The sequence below is a fragment of the [Clostridium] citroniae WAL-17108 genome (assembly GCF_000233455.1).
GTDB lineage: Bacteria > Bacillota > Clostridia > Lachnospirales > Lachnospiraceae > Enterocloster > Enterocloster citroniae.
The window spans coordinates 202,978-222,767 of record NZ_JH376428.1; the positions used below are offsets into that span (position 1 = coordinate 202,978).

30 protein-coding genes are annotated in these 19,790 nt (G+C 35.5%); 12 read left to right on the forward strand and 18 right to left on the reverse strand.

The window, feature by feature from the left end; translation table 11 throughout:
* The first annotated feature begins 539 nt into the window (after positions 1-539).
* Positions 540-767, forward strand: a complete 228-nt coding sequence (locus tag HMPREF9469_RS33900; protein WP_007868220.1) for a helix-turn-helix domain-containing protein — start codon at positions 540-542, stop codon at positions 765-767.
* An 892-nt stretch (positions 768-1,659) separates the two neighbouring features.
* On the opposite strand, the gene HMPREF9469_RS24150 is transcribed toward HMPREF9469_RS33900, so the two are convergent.
* The 5 genes from HMPREF9469_RS24150 to HMPREF9469_RS24170 all read right to left on the reverse strand — a co-directional run bounded on the left by HMPREF9469_RS24150 (position 1,660) and on the right by HMPREF9469_RS24170 (position 4,053).
* Positions 1,660-2,028, reverse strand: a complete 369-nt coding sequence (locus HMPREF9469_RS24150; RefSeq protein WP_040417207.1) for a VOC family protein — start codon at positions 2,026-2,028, stop codon at positions 1,660-1,662.
* A 76-nt stretch (positions 2,029-2,104) separates the two neighbouring features.
* Complete coding sequence (locus tag HMPREF9469_RS33100; protein WP_007868221.1) at positions 2,105-2,668, reverse strand: hypothetical protein; 564 nt, start codon at positions 2,666-2,668, stop codon at positions 2,105-2,107.
* The gene (locus HMPREF9469_RS24160; protein WP_007868223.1) at positions 2,661-3,041 is read right to left on the reverse strand and encodes a hypothetical protein; all 381 of its coding nucleotides are present in this window, start codon (positions 3,039-3,041) and stop codon (positions 2,661-2,663) included. Before HMPREF9469_RS24160 ends, HMPREF9469_RS33100 begins: the two co-directional genes overlap by 8 nt.
* Before the next feature lie 270 nt (positions 3,042-3,311).
* Positions 3,312-3,560, reverse strand: a complete 249-nt coding sequence (locus HMPREF9469_RS24165) for a hypothetical protein (protein ID WP_007868225.1) — start codon at positions 3,558-3,560, stop codon at positions 3,312-3,314.
* Positions 3,561-3,744: 184 nt separating this feature from the next.
* Positions 3,745-4,053, reverse strand: a complete 309-nt coding sequence (locus HMPREF9469_RS24170; protein WP_007868227.1) for a hypothetical protein — start codon at positions 4,051-4,053, stop codon at positions 3,745-3,747.
* Between the two features lie 114 nt (positions 4,054-4,167).
* Between HMPREF9469_RS24170 and HMPREF9469_RS24175 the strand changes: the two genes are divergently transcribed.
* Complete coding sequence (locus HMPREF9469_RS24175) at positions 4,168-4,455, forward strand: helix-turn-helix domain-containing protein (RefSeq protein WP_007868229.1); 288 nt, start codon at positions 4,168-4,170, stop codon at positions 4,453-4,455.
* Between the two features lie 151 nt (positions 4,456-4,606).
* On the opposite strand, the gene HMPREF9469_RS24180 is transcribed toward HMPREF9469_RS24175, so the two are convergent.
* Positions 4,607-4,924, reverse strand: a complete 318-nt coding sequence (locus HMPREF9469_RS24180) for a hypothetical protein (RefSeq protein ID WP_007868232.1) — start codon at positions 4,922-4,924, stop codon at positions 4,607-4,609.
* A gap of 129 nt (positions 4,925-5,053) precedes the next feature.
* Between HMPREF9469_RS24180 and HMPREF9469_RS31545 the strand changes: the two genes are divergently transcribed.
* Positions 5,054-5,224, forward strand: a complete 171-nt coding sequence (locus HMPREF9469_RS31545; RefSeq protein WP_007868235.1) for an Arc family DNA-binding protein — start codon at positions 5,054-5,056, stop codon at positions 5,222-5,224.
* 76 nt (positions 5,225-5,300) lie between these two features.
* Here HMPREF9469_RS31545 and HMPREF9469_RS24185 read toward each other — a convergent pair whose 3' ends face one another.
* From HMPREF9469_RS24185 to HMPREF9469_RS24225, 11 genes are all read right to left on the reverse strand, one after another.
* Complete coding sequence (locus HMPREF9469_RS24185) at positions 5,301-5,876, reverse strand: site-specific integrase (RefSeq protein WP_007868237.1); 576 nt, start codon at positions 5,874-5,876, stop codon at positions 5,301-5,303.
* Positions 5,877-6,223: 347 nt separating this feature from the next.
* Positions 6,224-6,412, reverse strand: a complete 189-nt coding sequence (locus HMPREF9469_RS24190; protein WP_007868239.1) for a RepB family protein — start codon at positions 6,410-6,412, stop codon at positions 6,224-6,226.
* Between the two features lie 109 nt (positions 6,413-6,521).
* Positions 6,522-7,463: a hypothetical protein gene (locus HMPREF9469_RS24195; protein WP_007868241.1), complete on the reverse strand. Its 942-nt coding sequence runs from the start codon at positions 7,461-7,463 to the stop codon at positions 6,522-6,524.
* The gene (locus HMPREF9469_RS24200) at positions 7,444-7,836 is read right to left on the reverse strand and encodes a hypothetical protein (RefSeq protein ID WP_007868242.1); all 393 of its coding nucleotides are present in this window, start codon (positions 7,834-7,836) and stop codon (positions 7,444-7,446) included. The genes HMPREF9469_RS24195 and HMPREF9469_RS24200 overlap by 20 nt, the downstream gene beginning before the upstream one ends.
* 74 nt (positions 7,837-7,910) lie before the next feature.
* Entirely contained in the window at positions 7,911-8,510 is a 600-nt protein-coding gene (locus HMPREF9469_RS24205; protein ID WP_007868244.1) for an HNH endonuclease, read from the reverse strand.
* Positions 8,511-8,528: 18 nt separating this feature from the next.
* Positions 8,529-8,966: a hypothetical protein gene (locus tag HMPREF9469_RS24210; RefSeq protein WP_007868246.1), complete on the reverse strand. Its 438-nt coding sequence runs from the start codon at positions 8,964-8,966 to the stop codon at positions 8,529-8,531.
* 19 nt (positions 8,967-8,985) lie between these two features.
* Positions 8,986-9,162: a hypothetical protein gene (locus HMPREF9469_RS32155; protein ID WP_007868247.1), complete on the reverse strand. Its 177-nt coding sequence runs from the start codon at positions 9,160-9,162 to the stop codon at positions 8,986-8,988.
* A gap of 72 nt (positions 9,163-9,234) precedes the next feature.
* Positions 9,235-9,684, reverse strand: a complete 450-nt coding sequence (locus HMPREF9469_RS24215) for a hypothetical protein (protein WP_007868249.1) — start codon at positions 9,682-9,684, stop codon at positions 9,235-9,237.
* Positions 9,685-9,719: 35 nt separating this feature from the next.
* Positions 9,720-9,896: a hypothetical protein gene (locus tag HMPREF9469_RS32160; protein WP_007868256.1), complete on the reverse strand. Its 177-nt coding sequence runs from the start codon at positions 9,894-9,896 to the stop codon at positions 9,720-9,722.
* Positions 9,897-9,951: 55 nt separating this feature from the next.
* A complete protein-coding gene (locus HMPREF9469_RS24220; RefSeq protein WP_007868258.1) occupies positions 9,952-10,377 on the reverse strand; it encodes a hypothetical protein in 426 nt (141 codons plus the stop codon).
* A 68-nt stretch (positions 10,378-10,445) separates the two neighbouring features.
* Positions 10,446-10,769 carry a hypothetical protein gene (locus tag HMPREF9469_RS24225; RefSeq protein ID WP_007868259.1) on the reverse strand — a complete coding sequence of 108 codons (324 nt, stop codon included), beginning with the start codon at positions 10,767-10,769 and terminating at the stop codon, positions 10,446-10,448.
* A 303-nt stretch (positions 10,770-11,072) separates the two neighbouring features.
* Between HMPREF9469_RS24225 and HMPREF9469_RS24230 the strand changes: the two genes are divergently transcribed.
* The 3 genes from HMPREF9469_RS24230 to HMPREF9469_RS24240 all read left to right on the forward strand — a co-directional run bounded on the left by HMPREF9469_RS24230 (position 11,073) and on the right by HMPREF9469_RS24240 (position 12,231).
* The gene (locus tag HMPREF9469_RS24230) at positions 11,073-11,267 is read left to right on the forward strand and encodes a hypothetical protein (protein ID WP_007868260.1); all 195 of its coding nucleotides are present in this window, start codon (positions 11,073-11,075) and stop codon (positions 11,265-11,267) included.
* Between the two features lie 103 nt (positions 11,268-11,370).
* Complete coding sequence (locus tag HMPREF9469_RS24235; RefSeq protein ID WP_007868263.1) at positions 11,371-11,877, forward strand: J domain-containing protein; 507 nt, start codon at positions 11,371-11,373, stop codon at positions 11,875-11,877.
* Positions 11,878-11,946: 69 nt separating this feature from the next.
* Positions 11,947-12,231 (forward strand): hypothetical protein, encoded by a 285-nt coding sequence (locus HMPREF9469_RS24240; protein ID WP_007868266.1) that lies wholly within the window; start codon positions 11,947-11,949, stop codon positions 12,229-12,231.
* 329 nt (positions 12,232-12,560) lie between these two features.
* Here the strand turns inward: HMPREF9469_RS24240 and HMPREF9469_RS24245 are convergent, their stop codons facing one another.
* On the reverse strand, positions 12,561-13,463 hold the full coding sequence (locus HMPREF9469_RS24245) for an AraC family transcriptional regulator (RefSeq protein WP_007868269.1): 903 nt from the start codon (positions 13,461-13,463) through the stop codon (positions 12,561-12,563).
* 286 nt (positions 13,464-13,749) lie between these two features.
* On the opposite strand from HMPREF9469_RS24245, the gene HMPREF9469_RS24250 reads away from it, so the two are divergent.
* The 6 genes from HMPREF9469_RS24250 to HMPREF9469_RS24275 all read left to right on the forward strand — a co-directional run bounded on the left by HMPREF9469_RS24250 (position 13,750) and on the right by HMPREF9469_RS24275 (position 19,637).
* Entirely contained in the window at positions 13,750-15,078 is a 1,329-nt protein-coding gene (locus HMPREF9469_RS24250) for an ABC transporter substrate-binding protein (protein ID WP_007868271.1), read from the forward strand.
* A gap of 277 nt (positions 15,079-15,355) precedes the next feature.
* The gene (locus HMPREF9469_RS24255) at positions 15,356-16,249 is read left to right on the forward strand and encodes a carbohydrate ABC transporter permease (RefSeq protein ID WP_007868275.1); all 894 of its coding nucleotides are present in this window, start codon (positions 15,356-15,358) and stop codon (positions 16,247-16,249) included.
* Positions 16,250-16,252: 3 nt separating this feature from the next.
* The gene (locus tag HMPREF9469_RS24260) at positions 16,253-17,098 is read left to right on the forward strand and encodes a carbohydrate ABC transporter permease (RefSeq protein ID WP_007868277.1); all 846 of its coding nucleotides are present in this window, start codon (positions 16,253-16,255) and stop codon (positions 17,096-17,098) included.
* Between the two features lie 65 nt (positions 17,099-17,163).
* Positions 17,164-18,033 carry an MBL fold metallo-hydrolase gene (locus HMPREF9469_RS24265; protein ID WP_007868280.1) on the forward strand — a complete coding sequence of 290 codons (870 nt, stop codon included), beginning with the start codon at positions 17,164-17,166 and terminating at the stop codon, positions 18,031-18,033.
* 30 nt (positions 18,034-18,063) lie between these two features.
* The gene (locus tag HMPREF9469_RS24270) at positions 18,064-18,846 is read left to right on the forward strand and encodes a histidinol-phosphatase (protein WP_007868283.1); all 783 of its coding nucleotides are present in this window, start codon (positions 18,064-18,066) and stop codon (positions 18,844-18,846) included.
* Between the two features lie 83 nt (positions 18,847-18,929).
* A complete protein-coding gene (locus HMPREF9469_RS24275; RefSeq protein WP_007868286.1) occupies positions 18,930-19,637 on the forward strand; it encodes an MgtC/SapB family protein in 708 nt (235 codons plus the stop codon).
* The last annotated feature ends 153 nt before the right edge of the window (positions 19,638-19,790 follow it).

The following is a 19,790-nucleotide window of genomic DNA, read 5'->3' on the forward strand; positions in this document are numbered from 1 at the left end:
TGTAATAATGACGTTGTGTAGCTTCTGCTATGCAATAAGGTTATGTAAGACTCGTCCGAGGTGCGCTAACACCGTTTGAGGATGGGTCTTTTTGTTTCTGTATGTATCAGTATAAGTCGAACGTCCGTTCTTGTCAAGAGAGACTCGAACATATGTTTGTTTTTCTGAAGTAATGATGCTTCTTTAAGAGATCACATCATACATGCCACACATATGATTGAATCATTCTTTGCATATTTGCTCTCAAAGGTTTTTGCTTCTTCCTTATTAGAGAAATGACGTTCGTCAATTATGGTGCTTTCAAATAGATCTAACTGGATTACAATCACTTTCCAAAACTTTGTAGCTGCCATAGTGATAGGTGTTACGAGTGTATTCAATTCTTTGATCCTCTTTTCTTTAATTATTTGTTAGTCTGTGGTATGATGTAAGTACTATTTACATTGAATATAGTATAATACGGATATTTCAGTATTTCAAGTAGTTTTACTGAATTTTCAGTATTCTAGCATATTATACAAAAATAGAGGGTACATGTTATGAATAATATACAAGTCGCAAATATTATCAAAGAGTTATGCAAAACAAAAAAAATCACCATAAAGAACCTATTAGAACTTTGTGATATCAATAAGGGATTTATCTATGATTTGGAACATAAACAAGCATCTCCTTCATGTGATAAGATTTCCAAGATAGCCGACTACCTTGATTGCTCTGTGGACTATCTGCTTGGGAGAACGGATAATCCAAATGTAAACAGATGACTTTAGGCAATAATAAAAGAGCCTTTGGGGATATGTTATCCATTGGCTCTGTCTTTTCATTATATCTATTAGCCTTGATCATTGGTGGTCGATCCATTCTGATTTGCAGTATCAAAATAAATAGCTTATCTCCATTTGGAGTAGAGCTAATTTCATCAATTGGACTTCTTCTCCAGATGGAGTAGATGTTAAGAGATAATTTTTCTCAAAATTGCAAAAAGTGGAAACTAATTGTTCTCCAAGGACATTTATAAACTCCTCATATCGTGTTTTTTAATTCCGAAACTTTCGGAACTGATACCTATTACTACCATATTCCCATGGGACTTTGACTACGATGACATGTCAGACCTTATACTATATATTAGGGATTACAATGGAGATGGGGCCTGTGGTATAAGTAAGGATATATCTGTAATTCAAATTATTACAGTATCAAATACTTTGATATTCCATTTCCGAACTGAGATTTTTTCTCACGATATTTCACTCATATCCTATAACCCCTTGTTTTCTAAGCATTTCTCTATATATTAGTAATCATTCCTAATTCATCATATCTGCTCCAACATGGTTGAAACCCTTAGTGAAATAGAGAGTTTGCCGAACTCGTCTTAAAAGATGACATATTGTGACTTTCATTCACACCACTAACGACAAAGTTCCTTGTAAAATAAGGCTTTTCATCCTGTTACCGATTTTATGCCGAACCCCTAATCTTTTGATCAATATAGGCTTAAATATAATCTCTTTTCCTAGTAAATAGGTAGGTTTATCATCTTTATTCCCACTGCTACCGAACCTCTCACCGAACACTATTTTTCCAGCAAAAAAGCAGATATTATCATCTTGGATACCTGCTTCTACCTTTTCTTTATTATATTGATTGTTGTTACTTTTTGCACAAACAAAATGGATGTCCTGCTGGATCAAACATAGTTACATAATCTTTTCCTCCAAATTGTACTTTTGATTTTACGGCGCCTAACAATTCTGCCCTTTTAACCATTTCCATAACATTGTCAACCTGAAAATCAAAATGCATCTGTTTTTGCTGCCTTCCAGCTTCTTCGGGCCATACAGGAGGAACGTATCCCTCTTCTTCAACAAACAAAAAGACGATTCCTGATGAACTACGGACAGCTGGGCGTGCAAACAGTTCACACATTTCCCACCCCAATAATTTACTATAAAAAGTTTGTAACTTTCTCTCATCATCACAATCGACCATAACATTACCTAGAGTCACTTCACTTGTCATGTTTAAATCACCACTATCCTTATATTTTGGATGTTCCCGTGCAAACGGTTTGGGTGAAATGTATATTCCCAAACAGCTACAGCTTACCTTGCATAAGCGCTATTTTTACCGCAAAATTATATAGCCCATTAATCTGTTGGTTATCAAGCTTGATTTTCGTCTTAATCAATTTACCTTGTGCTGCCACCAATAAATCATACATTCCTAAATAGCACCACTCCCATAAGCAGGATACAAAATTATATTCTATCATCAGGGGTGCTAATTCTTTGCGTATATGATCACATAAAGTCCGCGAAATACCAGCCTGCTCTAGCAATATATAAGTCCGTTCTTTTTCTTTTGCCACAATCTCGGTATCTAAAAATTCTTCTAATATAAGAAACCAGTTATCTTGCACATGTATCTTTTCTATATGATTCTTGATACAAAATGAAAGCAACTCTCCTTCATACACTCGGTTTACAAAAAATATATTACCTTGTTTAGTTAACAGTGCTGAAGGGATAAAACTAGATGTATATGCAGATATTTCACTTGCATGAAGCATTGTTTTATACTTGAATTCAGCATATGGATAATCAGAATTGTCATACTCTATATGATTATCGCTTATTATCATCGTTTCTTTTTTATTCATATCCTACTATCTTTTTCCGAAGTTCTGCCGCTTTAGCATATATAAGGTTCCTCTGCCACTCTGTCAAATCATCATTTCTTTTATTTAATATCTGGCGTTTATGTATCCCATGCTCAACCTGCTTATAATATGTATCTAAATCTTCCGCAAAGTTCATGTCCCATACTTCAGATGCTACCAACCTGGATTCCCCATTGATTAGAATAATAGAATATCCAGATGGATTTTTTTCATATACACATTTAACATCCTGCACGTTCTCTGCGTCAAATGCCTTATGCCACTCTATAAGTATCTCTTCTCGTTCACGCAACAATATATTTATCTGCTCTGTTATATCCTCTAATTGCTTTTCACATTCCTTCAATTGCATATGCTATACCCCCTTTGATAGTTGGGTAATTAGTATAGCATGCCCGTATGGAAATATCCATTTGCAATATTACCAGCATGTGATAGAAAACATTTTGCAGATTAGACATTGACAGTAACCAAGGCCATTACAATTAGAAGTTCCTGTAATACCACCTGTAACCACATTCCCTACACGCTCTATCTGTTGCTTGGAATTGAAGATCAGGAAATGCAGCTATTGCTTTCTCTTCTGTCATTCCAGATCTTATCGGTAATATAAGTTCTTGCATCACGCCTCCGGCTGTAGGTCAGCCGTTATTTCCATTAGTTCATTAAGCAACTTCTCTATCTCTTGTATCTTCTTATCCCCCCTATTAATAACTAGGTAATTTTCCTTCATACTCTTTCCATTAATATGCCTACTAACAAGCACCTTCTTCTGAATCTCCCATAATATATTTTGTTCTGTCTCAGAAAGATAATTCTCACAATCCTCCTGCTCTAATACAAGATATCTTTTGTTCTTCTTTTCGACCATGACGTTCACCTACCAGCCTTATTTGATACATAGCATATATAAATTATACCATTATTTAAGATTAATGAATAGGAAATCCGGATTAACCTCTGCATAATAAACCTATTTTTAAACATAGAAAGGAATCACTTTCCTTATCGAAAAGCGGTTCCAATCAAATCAAAAAATAATATCTACTTTACAATTATTTATCTAATAACCCCGAAAAAAGCACTCCATAATCAAACATTTTCATACACAAAGTTTCTGTGATCACTTCATATTTATCAATGATAATTTCTATATCCTCATCTTCTTTCCCATCCATTCCCAGTCTTTCACATAGGCGATGATAGGCATTCATTATCTCTGTATATGCCTGTTCACATACCTTACCCTCTAAGAATTCATCCTCCACGTACTTGCACTCTTCAGGCGGATTGTCTTTAAACTCCAACGTACCATTCATTAAATCATAGATTAGTTTCTTGCGTACTTCCATAACCCTATTCATATTTATATTATCCTTCCGTTTGTCTCACTTTTACAACCGATTTTACAGCTTAATTAGAGTAAAATCAAGTGAAAGTGCAAAAAATGAGACAAAGACACGGATTGAGGAAGATATATGGAAAAACTACGTCCTAATGATGGTGGAAAAAACATCATTGCTGACCAGCTTAAAGCTTTACGGAACCAACACGGCCTTTCACAGCGCGATCTAGCAGACAAATTGCAACTATTCGGCTTGAACTTTGATAAGAATATAATCACCAGGATTGAAACCAGCAAACGTTTTGTAAACGACTTTGAATTAAAAGCGTTGTCTGCTTTTTTCGATGTATCCTATTCCTATTTGCTTGATGGGATCCCAACAACGGAAGATTTAAAGAAACATCCTGATCTGCCAACCTAATAATGAAAACAGGGGATTACTCCAATAGAGCGTATTTTTGCTCTGGATATGTAATCCCCTTAATCCTGTTCCTTCTATAATTATAGCAGCTTCGCACACTTTCGCAGTCCATCCTCTATCCTCTGCCTCTACAATCTAATAAATATCTATATTATTTTACACAAGCAGAGTCAAGCTTATCATACCCTTTGATCAATTCCCTCTGCAATCGTGCACCTACAATTAATCCTAGTTTAAAATAACATTCATCATGAGAAAATGCAAATTCAGTTAGAGCATCCAATAAATTATTGTCATCTACATCAGGATACCGTTCCTTAATTTGGTCTATGGTCTTGTCATAACTCTCCTCAATAGCCTTTTCACAATCATCAAGGTTATTGTCCACAGATATATCCACTCCATCCATTAGGCACGTTATAAACGTATCTAAGCTTGCTCTGTCGGCTATCTCCTTTATTCTATTCATAATCCTCTCCTTTTCTATGCTCTAATATAAGTTCTATTATATTGCGCCGTCACTATGCCGTCAATTTATTTTTTGCCGTCATAATGGCTGTATAATGATGGCATACTATCCATATGGAGGTTTTAACATATGCACAATGATACATCCAAATTCACTATGCGCACAGATTCAGAATTGTTAAAGAAATTTAAGATTGTAGCTGATTATAATGGACGTTCTGCAAATCGTGAGTTAGAAGTTCTTATGAAAAAGCACGTTGCTGAATTTGAGCAAATGCATGGAAAAATAGAGATAGAATGATCTTCAGTCAGAAAAAGAAGGAACCGTATTCCTTTGCCAGGAACCCATTCCTTCTATATTAATGTGGCTGCTCATCTTACAGTCTGAAATCATCCATAGCCTGATCAAGCCTATCCTGGTTGATTCCAATGTACCTCAATGTGACGCTTGGAGATGAATGGTTAAACAATTCCTGAAGCAAGGCCACATCTTTCGTCTTCATATACATATGATAACCAAACGTCTTTCTTAATGTATGTGTTCCAATCTCTCCGTTGATCCCCACCCTGACAGCTGCCTTATTTAGTATCCTATACGCCTGTACTCTGCTTATAGGTTTGTTGTCGCCCTTCTGTGATTTAAACAGATATGCATCATCATCCATCCCGGCTATATACTTTTCAATTTCGTCAGCTATCCCGCTTATTTTTATCCGCTTAAACTTTCCTGTCTTCTGTTCATGCATCTTGATATAGGATAAATCCTTTACATCAGATACTTTTAATTTCAAAATATCAGATATGCGTAAGCCAGTATTGATTCCCAGAACTAGCAGCATATAATCTCTGTATCCCATGCGTAACAGTTCACGCTTCATAGCTTCAAGTAGTTCCTTGTCCCTTATTGGCTGTACTAATTCCATTACATCATCCCCCTCTGTCCATGCAAACATCAGTTCCTCTTAAAATCCACTATATTACATATAATGTACGATGTCAATATGATATGTTACATTTAGAAAGATGGAATGGAAATCTTAAAATAATAGGTTCATTATGTTACATTTTAGGATACAGTATCACCCTTCTGTTACATTTCAAAGAAAAATGCACCCTAGCCACAAAGATTAGAGTGCAATCCATTTTAATTCCTATTCATCTCATATCGATACATCCATACTGCTAAAATCAATTTCAAAATCAGAATAAATACCTACAGGAACACTATCCGTAGAGCGGTAAAGCACCGGAATGCTTCGTGCTCGGTTAGGCAATAGCATAGTTTTACCTTCCTTATAACTTATTCACCACGTTCCATTTTATCCTTAATCGCTTGCCTTATAAATCCAGCTTTAGTATGTCCCTTTTCTTTACAGTATTGCTCAAGTGCTTCTGCTTCTTCATTTGGCATTGAAAGCTTCACTTGCTTATAGTTTTCTTTAATATATTTTTCATTTGCTCTTTTCTGTGCATCTGAAAGTGCCACCATCAAACCCTCTCTTCCTCTATAGTCCATTTAACTATAGTATAACCCATCTATCAATAATTTTCCAGTATCAAGTGGCAAGCACCATTTCTGACACTCACCACCCTCTAAATCATGCTCCCCTTACCTCCATCAGTCTAAATGTATCAAAGCCCCATGTTGCCAATGGCTGGATCCCATCCCCTTCCTTATTGGAGCTATTCTCCCATAGATAATCATTGACTATATCCATAGCAGCCTTATCCTGATAAAGTTTTTTTACCAATTTTTCCTCATAATTCCTGCTAATCCCTTTATCAAGCTTATTCCTCCGAACATATCCATATAACAACTGGCTATACTCCCTAACCTTTAGCGTAACATCCATTCGTCCAAAGAATTCACTGATCAGCAGTTCCAGGGCTTTGTACTCTGTTGTCTTTCCACACTGGATATCCCAACCTCTTATACAGTTATCAATTGCCGTTTCCAGGCTGTGATATGTAAGTTCTGCTGAGTACAGCCCCTTTCCAGTTTTTATCATCCGTCCACTATCCAGCAATTCTATAATCTTTGTGCCACAACAGGGACAAGTAATCCTGATACAGGTTCTTTCCAACAGTGATGTAATAACCACGACAGGCTTCTTATGCCCACATGAACAAGTTTGTAACCTCCTTCCTCCCTTCTTAATCCGTCCTGTTATATCAATTTTATCGATCACATATTTTCTGTATCTTACCTCTGTACTATGCATGTACAGGTAATAGGCTAATGCATCACACATAAGGTAATCATGGAACCGGCTACCCTCTGCTACATGCTCCATTTTAAGGAACTCGTCAACTGTATAGAAAAATATCTCATTAACAATAAACCTGATCCTATGATCATCCACTTCAACCATTCTGCTTGCTGTCCTCGTAACGTCCATCAGGCCGTTAAATGTCCAGTCCATTGCTTTCCTCTGCGTATCAACATATTTACAAGCCCTCTTTACTGATTCATCATTGTAAAGGAACTCCAAGCCATCTAATTCAATATTAAAATCCCTGTCACGATACGATATACTCATGTTCAACCATCTCCCTCCAATGTTTATATGTTTCGTCCATAATTGCTAAGAATTCATCCTTACTCAGTTCTACGCTTCCCCATATCCCATCATCATCACCATTGGCAATATAGAGGGCTGTCTTCATATTATCCTTACTTATGCAAAGTTCCATCTGGTCACTGCATATGTTGTCAAAGTCTGTCCCAAATTCGGCAGAGACCGCAACAAGTATGTCAAACATCCCATTGCTCCCATCCGGCCTGATTGGGACTGAAAGCAGGAATACTTCCTTACCAAATTCTGCATGTTCCCAGTCTAAAAGTGATAAGATCCTGTTCTCTGGTATCTCTGTCACCAGTTCTGTCTTACTGCTATCTTCATACACCTTCATTTGGTTCATCCTCCATCCATCTTTATATCGTCATTCTTATGTGGGTTACTGTACTAACGCCATTGATCCAATCATCAAAATACAAATAATCTTATTTTACGTACTGTCATTGAGATTACAAGCTTTATTCCTGTATGTATGATTGACTTTGCTATTTCCTCGTTCTGTCCGGACTGGTAAGCTAATATAGTAGTCATGCTACTGAAAAATTCCTCTGCCATAAAATCATTTTTAAGACGGTTACATGACTTGTGTGTCGCTCTCAAATTATCAGGCTCGTTGGTTCCTCCCTGGTTGATTGGTTTCCAATGGTCAATATTAAAGTTATTGATTGACAGCGGCTGTCCACATATTGCACAGATCCCGCCACTTTTGGCATAAACCATCTTTTTAAGTTCCCAGCTATAAGAGCTATTAAATTCTGTCCGGGTTCTTTTATTCCCGTTATAGCCATAAACTGATAAGTCATAGGTACACTCAATTTCTGTAAATCCTTTTTCTTTTGCTACTGCATAACTCGTATATCCATTAAGAATGTAATTATTACTGTCCAGCAGTACAGGCCGTGGAAAATGTCCTGTGGATTCAAAATACACCCTCCGTTCCTCCAGCTTGTATTTATCAGCCAACCGCTTTCCCTTTATAGTTTTGATATCTTCAATCTTTACCAGCATAAACCTCTGCCTCCTAACTCAGTTCTTATCTATAGGAAATAAAACCTCGTTCAGTTTTTGTTGACAATACTTTTTAAATTCCATACGCAATTCCGGTGTTTCCACCTGTATATTGTATGTATCATCAATCCATATCTCTTGCTGATTCTTTACCTCTGTAAAATCTGTAATAACCATAACAATACAATAGGATGGGGATGTTCCACTGCTATCATATGTTATTTGCATCCTTGCATTTAACATTAAATGGCCCGGTTCCAGGATATACCCATTATTCGCGTTGTCCCTTAACCATTCGTCTATATTCCATCGTATCATTGCATACAATATGTTTTTAATAGCTTTTGGGGTATCATCCGCAAATGGAATGGATATCAATACACCCCCATCCATTACGCCATCAAAAGTGATACCGTCATTATCCATACGGAAATCTGTATACTCATAATTGATCATCCTGTTCCTCCCTCCAGACTTAACTCAGATATTCACGATTGTAAATTGCCATCAGCTTGTTATGCGCTTTATGATAATCTGTTGCCGTCTCAATAAGTTCCTTTACACCTGGAATATGTAAAAGTCCAAAATCTTTTGCAAGTATAGCCAGTTCTCTTTTGGCGGCTCTCTTGCTTTCTATATATGGTTTTGCCATATGCGTTCCTCCTATGATTTTTCAGTAATGACCAGGGAAGGAATCGAACCTTCCCCAATCACCATCCCATGATTAACAATTCTTAAAGAAAACATCATCTATGTATCTATGAACCATGTTTTTCACTAAGCTGTTATATTTGTGCAAGTCTATAGGAATTTCTATATCCGTCTCCATAAAGATGTCTACAACATCATGGAATCCCGCACGTATGAAATATTGCACTGGCTTATTTTCTTTGACCTCAACGCTTAAACTTATATAGTCAAATTCGATTCCTTTGTGGTCCAACCTGCACCACTTTTCATGCTGGCGCAAACCCTCATACCGCTTCAGATACTCAATTTTTTCATTGACAATAGCAAAGTCAAGTTCTTTCCACAACTTGTCAGATAAGTCCATAATATTTATGTCAAAACTCACACCACAAAATTCATCCGGAAAAACGTCTACATTTCCAATAACCTTGATATCACTTTCCATAATCGGTAAATTATAACCCTTTTGTGCTACCGCTAACATGATTAATCTCCCTTCCTATAATCTAGGTTTACTTGTTATTTACGATATTCTGTCTTGATAAGCTTAGTGTCATCAAACCATTTAACACTACCATCACGAATAATTGGAACCATTACCCTTGTGCCGTTCCCATACTCTATCACCTTTGACAGCTTAATTGTGCCATCCTCTGTCTGCTCAACCCTTAACAGTATCCTTGTTTCACCCTTCATATCCTTACCTCTTTCTTTTTATAGTTTGGGGAAGCTGCGACACTTCCCCATCAAGTTATGCGACCGCTATTTTATTGCTAACAGAGCCGAAAAGCATTTTACTTACCTTATCAACGATAAGTTGTTTCATTTTGTTCCCCTCTGCTTCACTAAGTGATAAGGGTATATCTTCAAAATACATGGTGGTTTTTCCCATGAATTTGTCTGACTGTTGCCATATGTAAACATCTATCATATACTCTTGCCAATCCCCTTCATTCACTTCTCGTGTGTAGATAAGATGAAAATCATAATAAACATCATCCTCAGTATCAATTCCCGGATACCTTTTTTCATATTGCTCCAAACATTCGTTCACTATTTTCTTTACTTGATATCCTATTTCATCAAGTGACAGGAATATTTCAATCTGCCCTACTAAACGTAAATCTACATCGTTCATATCTATCATACCGATTGATTCAATCATTTGCTTCTTCATATTGATTGCCTTTCCTTTCTTTAAATAATGTTATCAACCTGTGGGAAGTGGATTGCTCCACCTCCCTGTTATCCCGTTGCCAACTTAACCGTAACCCTCTGTATTGGGATGGTCCTTGAATACTTCTCATACAGTTCCTTGCCATTTTCCTCATTTGCAATAAATGTTTTGCTGTCAAACTGTGGTCGTTCAAATAGTGTATACAGAACCTTATAAAAGTCAACTTCTATTTCGTTTTTCTGGCGTTTCCTCATATAAACCGCCATTTCATCTTTAAAGGCTTTTATCTGAGCGTCTAAGTCATCAACCTCCTTTTTCTTTTTTGCTTTCTTTCGCTCCAGTTCATAAACTTGATTGGCTATTGTGGATAACTCGTCCATGTTCTTACACATTCTGCATCTCTCCTTTTATATGAAGTTTTCAATGTTCTGTGGTTGATTTGTGTGTTCGTTTTTTGTTTGTCTGTATCAACCTTATGGCCATATTATATATTAGTACTAATATATTTTCAATGTTAATACCTCACAATATTGGTGCCATTATTTTATATATTAGTACCAATATTTACTATGACACAAAAATTATGCACAAAACAAGCATTATATATTGGTACTAATTTACATTGCAATTATATTAGTACCAATATATAATAGAATCAAATAGTAACTTACAAATAAAGAAAAGGAGACAACAAAATGGCAAACTATAAATTAAGAATCTACAATTTATCCGGCTCAGATTGGGGTAACTTAGACCACGAAGAATTTTTCTCAACTCACGAATCCATGGATCAGCGCTATAAGGAAATATCCAAAAACATTAGACAGCACGCCTTAAGACCTACGGCATGGGAATACAAGGAGGATTGGGAACGGATCACAGGTTACTAAGTTCCCTGCTAATCAGAATTTCAAATATAAAAACAGAGGTAACCCCATTCACCGCATTATTGCAACAACATTTAGATTCAATCAAGTAAAGGAGGTTCAGACCATGTCAACATATTTCAATACCCCAAAGACTTTGGAGGAATTAAGGAAACAATACAAGGACTTATTAAAGAAATATCATCCTGATAACCCAAATGGATCGGAAGACATTTGCAAGGCTATCAATGTTGAATACGAAACGTTATTTAAGGAATTAAAGGATCAACACAATGAGACAACAAAGGATACAACAAACCAGACCTATAACAATATGAAATGGGACTTTGCGGAGGATGAAGCACTAAGGGATATGCTCAGTAATGTTATACAGCTTGTAGGGCTGAATATAACCATTGTAGGCAATTGGATATGGATTGATGGGAATACATATCCGCACAAGGCTACACTAAAGGAAATGGGCTTTAAATGGGCACACGAGAAAAAGAAATGGTACTGGCACAGCGAAACCTTTAGAAAGAAAAGCAATAAGAAATTGAGTTTTGACACCATATGTAACTACTATGGCAGTGCTGATGTAAGGACGGAACAAAGGACAATGATCGAAGCTTAGAAGGGTAAAAAATAGGGTGTAACCAATTGAATCGGATACACCCTGAAAGAAAAGAAAGGATACAAAACTATGTTAACTATAAAATATGAAAGAAGAGATTTTTTCAATAATCGAGTTTATACAGAGGACAAAAAGCAGAACTACAATAAAGAGGATTTAAAGAAAGCCTTTTTGTATTTGAGTAGAACGTATGATACCAGTATTCAGATTAATGATACCATTATCTATTGGGACAATATGAGTGAATATGAAAACAGGATCGTTACAGTCAGATACTTTGATGGTTTGAATTATACAGAGGTCAAAAAAAGCTATGACAAGGCCAAAAAGGAAGGTTATGCAATGGCATTATAGGGTGGATAATGTGATAGGCTGTGAGCATTCACCCACAGCCTTTTCATGTATCATTGTATGCCTATTTAACGCATTTAACGGCAAAATACGCCGTGTTTGTGGTGTTAACTGTGAATTGTAGGTGGGCAGAGGGACAAGAGAATACGTGGATTGTGTGGGTTCGGTTGCTTGGTCTTGGACGTAGGTAGGCAGAGGGTAGGTGGGGGGTATGTTTACATTTTCTTAGGAGGTCTGCGGTCTGGGAAACGGGGTATCTGTTCCATCCACACATCACAATCCAAAATCCATCCCGAAAATATCACTCGATTGCATCTTTCAACCAAAATCCCCTAATATGAGCCTGCCTGATTTTCTTTTTTTCTATAATTTGTTGGTGACATATTATAGTATCTTTTAAATATTGTTGAAAAATAAGCTTGATTCTCAAAACCACAATTATAAGCAATCATACCAATAGGAATGTTTGAAAACTTCAATAGTGCCTTTGCTTTATCTAGGCGGAACTGTTGAATAAAATCCTGAACGGAAACATGAAGAGAATCATAAAATATTCGATATAGATAGGTTCTGTCTATACCAATATAATTTGCAACATCATTTACCCTTAATCCACTAAAACTATATTGTTTTTGTATATATTCAATAGCCGCCGATAAATATTGTTCAGCTTTCGTTATAGCAGGATGTGGTTGTCTTTGAATAAGTAAAGAAAATATTTCATAAAGATATCCTAATAGTTCGTATTCACGGGAAATACCTGTGAACTCAGGATATACTAATTTATGTAAAAGTTCTTTAATCTTAGTACTATCACCATAATGTATTACTGGCGAGATTTCGGAAAAACCACATAATCTCATAATATTATATGCTTCATTACCATTAAATCCAAACCAGTAATAAGTCCATGGGGTATCCATATCAGCTAAATAATGAATAGCTTCATCCGGCCTGATAATAAATAAATCTCCCTTTTTCACAGGATATGTACCAGCGGGTGTATAGTATAAGCCTTTTCCATCTAAAATATAATGAATAAGATAATGATCATAAACCCTTAGTCGGGTATGCCATCCAGGTTCACAATGTCCTTTATGTCCACTCTCATAGACAACCATGTGTATGTTTGTCGGAGGAGAAGATGTAAAATTATTCAATTTGAGTTTAGGAAGGACCTGTTTTCTCTTAGACAAGTCTTCGTACACATATTTTTCTTTTTTTTGTTGTTTCATGAATATATAATCCTTTTTTCTTATTATAGAATTATAGCATTACATAGCAAGAAATACAACATAATCAAAAAAACAGGCAACATTGTATTAAAGAAATACTAGGAGTGCAATGATAAAATACTATATAAACATCAACAAATAGTTAGATATATTTGTCTATAATTTGTAAAATTTAACAATAAACAAAAAGTTTTCTAAATCAGGAGGGGGTGTATTACAAATTACAAAGCAATAATTAATCAGAATGATTCTTATACATTTGATAAAAAGAAAGGATTGGTGAAAAATGAAAAAGAGAATAAGTATTTTATTATGTTGTTTTTTATCTACAAGTTTATTAATGGGATGTTCTGCTAATTCATCTAATAAAACTTCAGATAATATTGTAAAAACAGAAAATGATAAAGGTAAAGTAACATGGTGGACATGGAGTACAGAGGCTGCAACAGCTCTCAATCAGCAAGTAGAGTATGTAGAAGCAAATACAGATTTAGATGTTAATCTTCAATTAACGGCAACTGCTGATTATTGGGTTAAATTACCAGTTTCCATTGCTGCCGGAACAGGGCCTGACGTATACCAAATGACAAGACCTGATTTTGAATCATATGCAGCATCTGGACAGACCATGGATTTAACAAATATTGTTGAGAAATCTTCAATGCTTCAGGAGTACCTCGATAAGCTTGACCCAGTTATAGTAGAGACTTATCAATATAACGGGAAACAAATGGCCATTCCTATAACAATAGAATGTTCAGCAATCGCTTATAACAAAGATATAATGGATGCAGCAGGAATTAATCTAAAAGAAATTGAAGATACTTGGACATGGGAGGATTTAAAAAATATTGCAGAGCAACTTACTATAAAGAACGATAAAAATGAAACAGTACAGTACGGCTTTTATGTGCCTGCGGATCGTCTTCCAATGTGGGAAATATTATGGTCAGCCGGTTATGAAATCTTTGATGAAACTGGAGAAAAATGTTTATTAGATAATCCAGGAGTTGCAAAAGCGTTACAGCCATTGGCAGATATGTACCAGACTGGTGTTTCGCCAAGTACAGAGGTTACGACCTCATCATCTGGTGATGATATGTTTATGAGCGGTAAAATTGCCATGGTTGCAGCAGGTGTCTGGAAAGTTCCTACTTATACAAATATCACCTCCTTCAAATGGGATGTTGTAGAGCTTCCTCTTGACCCTACAACTGGAGAAAGAAAATGCTCTAGTAATGTACTTGGACTAATTATTAATCCAAATACCAAGAATTTAGATGCTGCCATTACCCTTATTGAACAGTTGGTTCAACCTGAATGTCAAAAACTATATGCAGATTCAAACAGCGCTATTCCGGCCCTTGAATCAGAAAGAAGTAGTTATTTCGACAAACAAGTTCCAGAAAATATTGAAGCTTTTGAAAATGCGCTTTCATATATACATCCAAACGTTTTATCGCAGTATATTCCATACCAGCAATATTCACAGCTTCAAAATGAAACCCTTAAACAAGGCTTAAATGGAGAAATGACAATGGAAGCCATGTTACAGAATTTATGTAACGAAATAAATAAGGTCGTAGATGAAAATAAGGCAAAATACAATAACTGACTACCTTAATTATAGGTAATGTAAAGATCAATATGTCTTATCCCCCGCCTCATTGGATTAATCGATTATATTTTACTTATGGAAACTTCACCAAGTTTGAATTAATGGGCTTAAAGACCAGCCTGGATAGGCTTCCAAATATAAAATTGAGGTCGCTTACGCCAAAGGAAATTGGGGGATAAAGGCTCTGAGGCTCTAAAACCATTGGTTTTACTGTGTTTAAGCCGATTCTAGTCATACAAAGTGACACTACCTTATTATATGAAGAGGGGTCAATATGAAAACATTTTCCGAAAAAGAAAAAAAAGGTATCCGCTTAGGCTTGCTGTTTATTTCTCCATGGTTGATAGGTGTAATAAGTTTTACGCTTATCCCTTTATTTTTAGCAATCGGTATTAGTCTTACCGACTATAGTTTTTTATCAGACTGTAAATTTGTTGGACTGGAAAACTATATAACTATGTTTACAAAAGATCCGCTAATATGGAAATCATTAGGAATTACATTTTTATATGCCATTATAGCGGTTCCATGTCAAATGATATTTGGGTTTTTATTAGCAAATTTACTTAATCAAAAATTAAAGGGTATTGTGGTTTTTAGGACACTTTTTTATGCGCCATGTTTGATTGTTGTAGTATCTTCTACATTGCTTTGGAAACAAATGCTTGAAACTGATTTTGGGGTTATAAACTACATGCTTCGCATAATTGGCATTGATAAAATATCCTGGTTATCCAAGACTGGAACCATTATTGCAAGTACAGTGTTTATCAGTTTATGGCAATCTGGAAAAATGATGATCATTAATCTCTCCGGGCTACAGGCTATTCCAACCGCATATTATGAAGCAGCTGATATTGATGGCGGCAGTAAGTGGCACCAATTAATTCATATTACACTTCCTATGATGACTCCAGTTTTATACATGAACTTGCTGATAGGACTAATTGGAGCATTTAAGACATTTACACAAATCAAGATCTTGACAGATGGCGGACCTAGTAATGCAAGTTTGGTTTATATGTTATATATCTATAAAAATGCATTTGTAAACTTTAAACTTGGATATGCAAACGCAATGTCCATTCTACTCTTTGTAATCGTAGGAATATTAACCATCATAGTATTTTGTTCCTCTAAAAAGTGGGTTTATTATGGGAGTGAGTAAAGTATGAAAAAATTTCATTATGGTAAATCAGCAAGAAAAATAGGATGTTATAGCGTTCTGACAGCTTTATCCTGTATATTTTTGTTTCCATTATATTGGTTTTTTTTAAATTCGTTTAAAACCTATGAACAACTATTTCAGTTTCCTCCCAAATTTTGGGTATGGCCATTTAGGTTTGCTAACTATTCAGAAGCTTTTGATTATCCTGCATTTGGATTTGGACAGATGTTGAAAAACTCAACTTTTATAACATTACTGTCAGTTTTAGGAGCTGTACTATCTTCCTCAGTTGTTGCTTTTGGTTTTTCAAGGTTAAAATGGAGAGGCCGGGATCAGGTTTTCATGTTGGTAATACTTACAATGATCATTCCAACGGAAATAGTTCTTACCCCACTTTATTTAATTTATAGTAAAGTAGGTTTATTAGATACTTGGATCCCTGTTATTGCACCCTTTTTCTTCGCCAAACCGTTTTATACATTTATGATCCGACAAAGCATGATGGGAATTCCTGTGGAAATGGATGAATCAGCAATTATTGACGGATGTAATGTATGGCAGAGATTATTTTATGTAATCGTTCCTCAGGCAAAACCTGCATTATTGGCTGTTACCATAATGGCGATGCAAGACCAGTGGAATAATTATTTGGAACCTCTTATTTATATTAGTTCCAATTCAAAGCAAACTATATCTGTTGGGCTTTCATTCTTCAGTGGTATGAATAATACTGAGTGGAATTTAGTATTCGCAGCAGCAGTGATTGTAGCGCTTCCCATTTTAATTGTATTTATTTTTTTCCAGAAATACTTCATACAAGGGGTTGTAGTATCTGGCGTTAAAGGATAAACCCGCTTACTGGGACAAAGACACAAAATAATGTTTAAGTAAATAGTGACATCAGGAGATAGAAAATGAAATTACATTTTTATGGTACCGGAGCATCAGAAGGCGTTCCAGCCTTGTTTTGTGAATGCAAATATTGTAAACAGATCAGAAAAATGGGTGGAAAAAATTATAGAATGAGAACTTGTGTGCAACTAGACAATGATGTTTTAATTGATTTCTCAATGGACGGATATGCACAAACGTTATTTCGCAATCTAGATCTAACTGCTATCTCTCATTTACTGATTACACATTCTCACGATGACCACCTTTATCCTTTAGCTATTACACAGGTGATTCCTCCCAAAGCTTTTTATGACAGAGAACGGGTTTTAAACGTATATGGTAATGACAAATCAATACATAAAATTTCTGATATAATAGCCTGTTCAGTCAATTCTCAAGCAGAGATTGAAAAAATCATGAACAACAACTATTTAGGTATAGATAATTATCTAAAACTAAATTTGCTTACTATGTATGAGGAGTTCTATATAGGAAAATATAAAGTATTACCCTTGCCAGCCAATCATGACAAAAAAGAATTATGCATGATTTATATTATACAAGATAAAGAAAAAACTTTACTTTATGGTCATGACAGTAGTATGTTCCAAGAAAACACATGGAAAGAACTAAAACGTTATAAATTTGATTGTGTAGTTCTTGACTGTACCATGGTTGAGGAAACAGGAATATTTGATGGACATATGGGTTTGCCAGATAATATAAAGGTTTATCAGAGAATGATCGAAGAAGGAATGGCTTCTGAGAATACAAAATTCATCTCAACCCATTTTTATCACGGCTTTAATCCCGTACACGAAAGAATTACTCCGATTTTTAAAAAAGAAGGATTCATCGCTGCTTACGATGGAATGGAAATTATATTTTAGCTAAATCAATAATTGATATCAGGAGATCATATGATTGCAAATTATCATACACACACCTGGCGTTGTATGCATGCGTCAGGCACAGAAAGAGAGTATATAGAAAAGGCAATTGAAGGCGGCCTGAAAATCCTTGGATTTTCTGACCATGCTCCTATGCCATATCCTGCCGGATATATAAGTAATGTAAAAATGAGGCTAAACCAACTTGAGGATTATGTAGATACAATTCTAAAATTGAAATATGAATATAGATATGACATAGATATTCACCTTGGCTTAGAAGCGGAGTATTATCCCAAGTATTTTAATTCTTTTCTTAAAATAACAAGCCAATATCCAATAGAGTATTTTTTACTCGCCCAGCATTATCTTGGAAATGAAATCGGTGAATTTTTTAGCGGTAATCCGACCAATAATCCAGAGCATTTAATAAGATATTGTAATCAATCAATAGAAGCATTAGAAACTGGATGTTTTACTTATTTTGCACATCCAGATATCATAAATTTCACCGGAAATGAAAAATTATATGAAGACCGGATGAATCAATTATGCCGTAGTGCAAAAAGGTTAAATATACCATTGGAAATAAACTTCTTAGGCATTTGGGATAAAAGGAATTATCCAAATTTAAATTTTTGGAAAATTGCTGGAACAGTAGGTAATACAGTTATTTTTGGCTCTGACGCACATCAACCAGAAAAGGTATGGAATCCAGACGCACTTTCCATCGCAAAGAAAATGGTACATACATATAATTTGGAATTGATAGATACAGTAAACTTCCGAATTCCCCAAATGATTTTAACGTAACTATCTTACATATCCAAAAAATTATGTCGCAGAGAATTAGATTTATTTTCTGCGATTTTTATAAATAAAGATTGGAGAAATATATGGATAATATCATTGAATATTTTATATCTTGGGGACTATCTGAATTTGAAATCAACTCACTGCTGAAGATATTCCTATCCTCTATATGCGGTGGTCTCATAGGTTTGGAAAGAGAAATAAAAGGAAGACCAGCAGGATTAAAAACCTTTTCGTTAGTATGCCTTGGTGCAACACTCATAATGATCACAAATGACTATATATGTCATTATACAAATCACGAATCAGGTGATTTAGCGAGAATGCCTGCCCAAGTAGTTAGCGGTATAGGCTTTCTAGGTGCTGGTTCTATTATGGTAACAGGCAATAATCAAGTAAGGGGGCTTACAACAGCGGCAGCTCTATGGGTAACCGCAGCTTTAGGAATTGCAATCGGATGCGGCTTTTATTTCGGCGGTATTGCTGGATTACTTATAATTTATGTTACCTCTACTGCCTACTGCATTTGTGATAAAAAAATTATGGAGAAATCTAGAAACATGACAATTTGTATCGAAGGCGAAAGCGAGGAATTTATGCTGAACCTATTCAGTTTTTTTGATAAATATAATATTAAAGTCAAATCCCTCCAGCGGAAATCAGAAAACAAATGGTACGCAACCGATGTCTGTGCCATAATAGAGATTCAGTTTACTAAACGCATATTACATAAAGTGGTAATAGAAGAAATCAAACAGATTAAAGGCTCAAGATATGTCGATGAATTCTGAATAGAAAAAATACCTTCAAAAGACCAGCCAAGGAACTGGTCCTTTGTTTTTTGACCCCTACATTTCAATCACTCCCATCTCCCTCAATATCAACACAGCATCCATTATACCTGTCCAGTATACCAATAATACCCTTTCTATATTCATATCGTC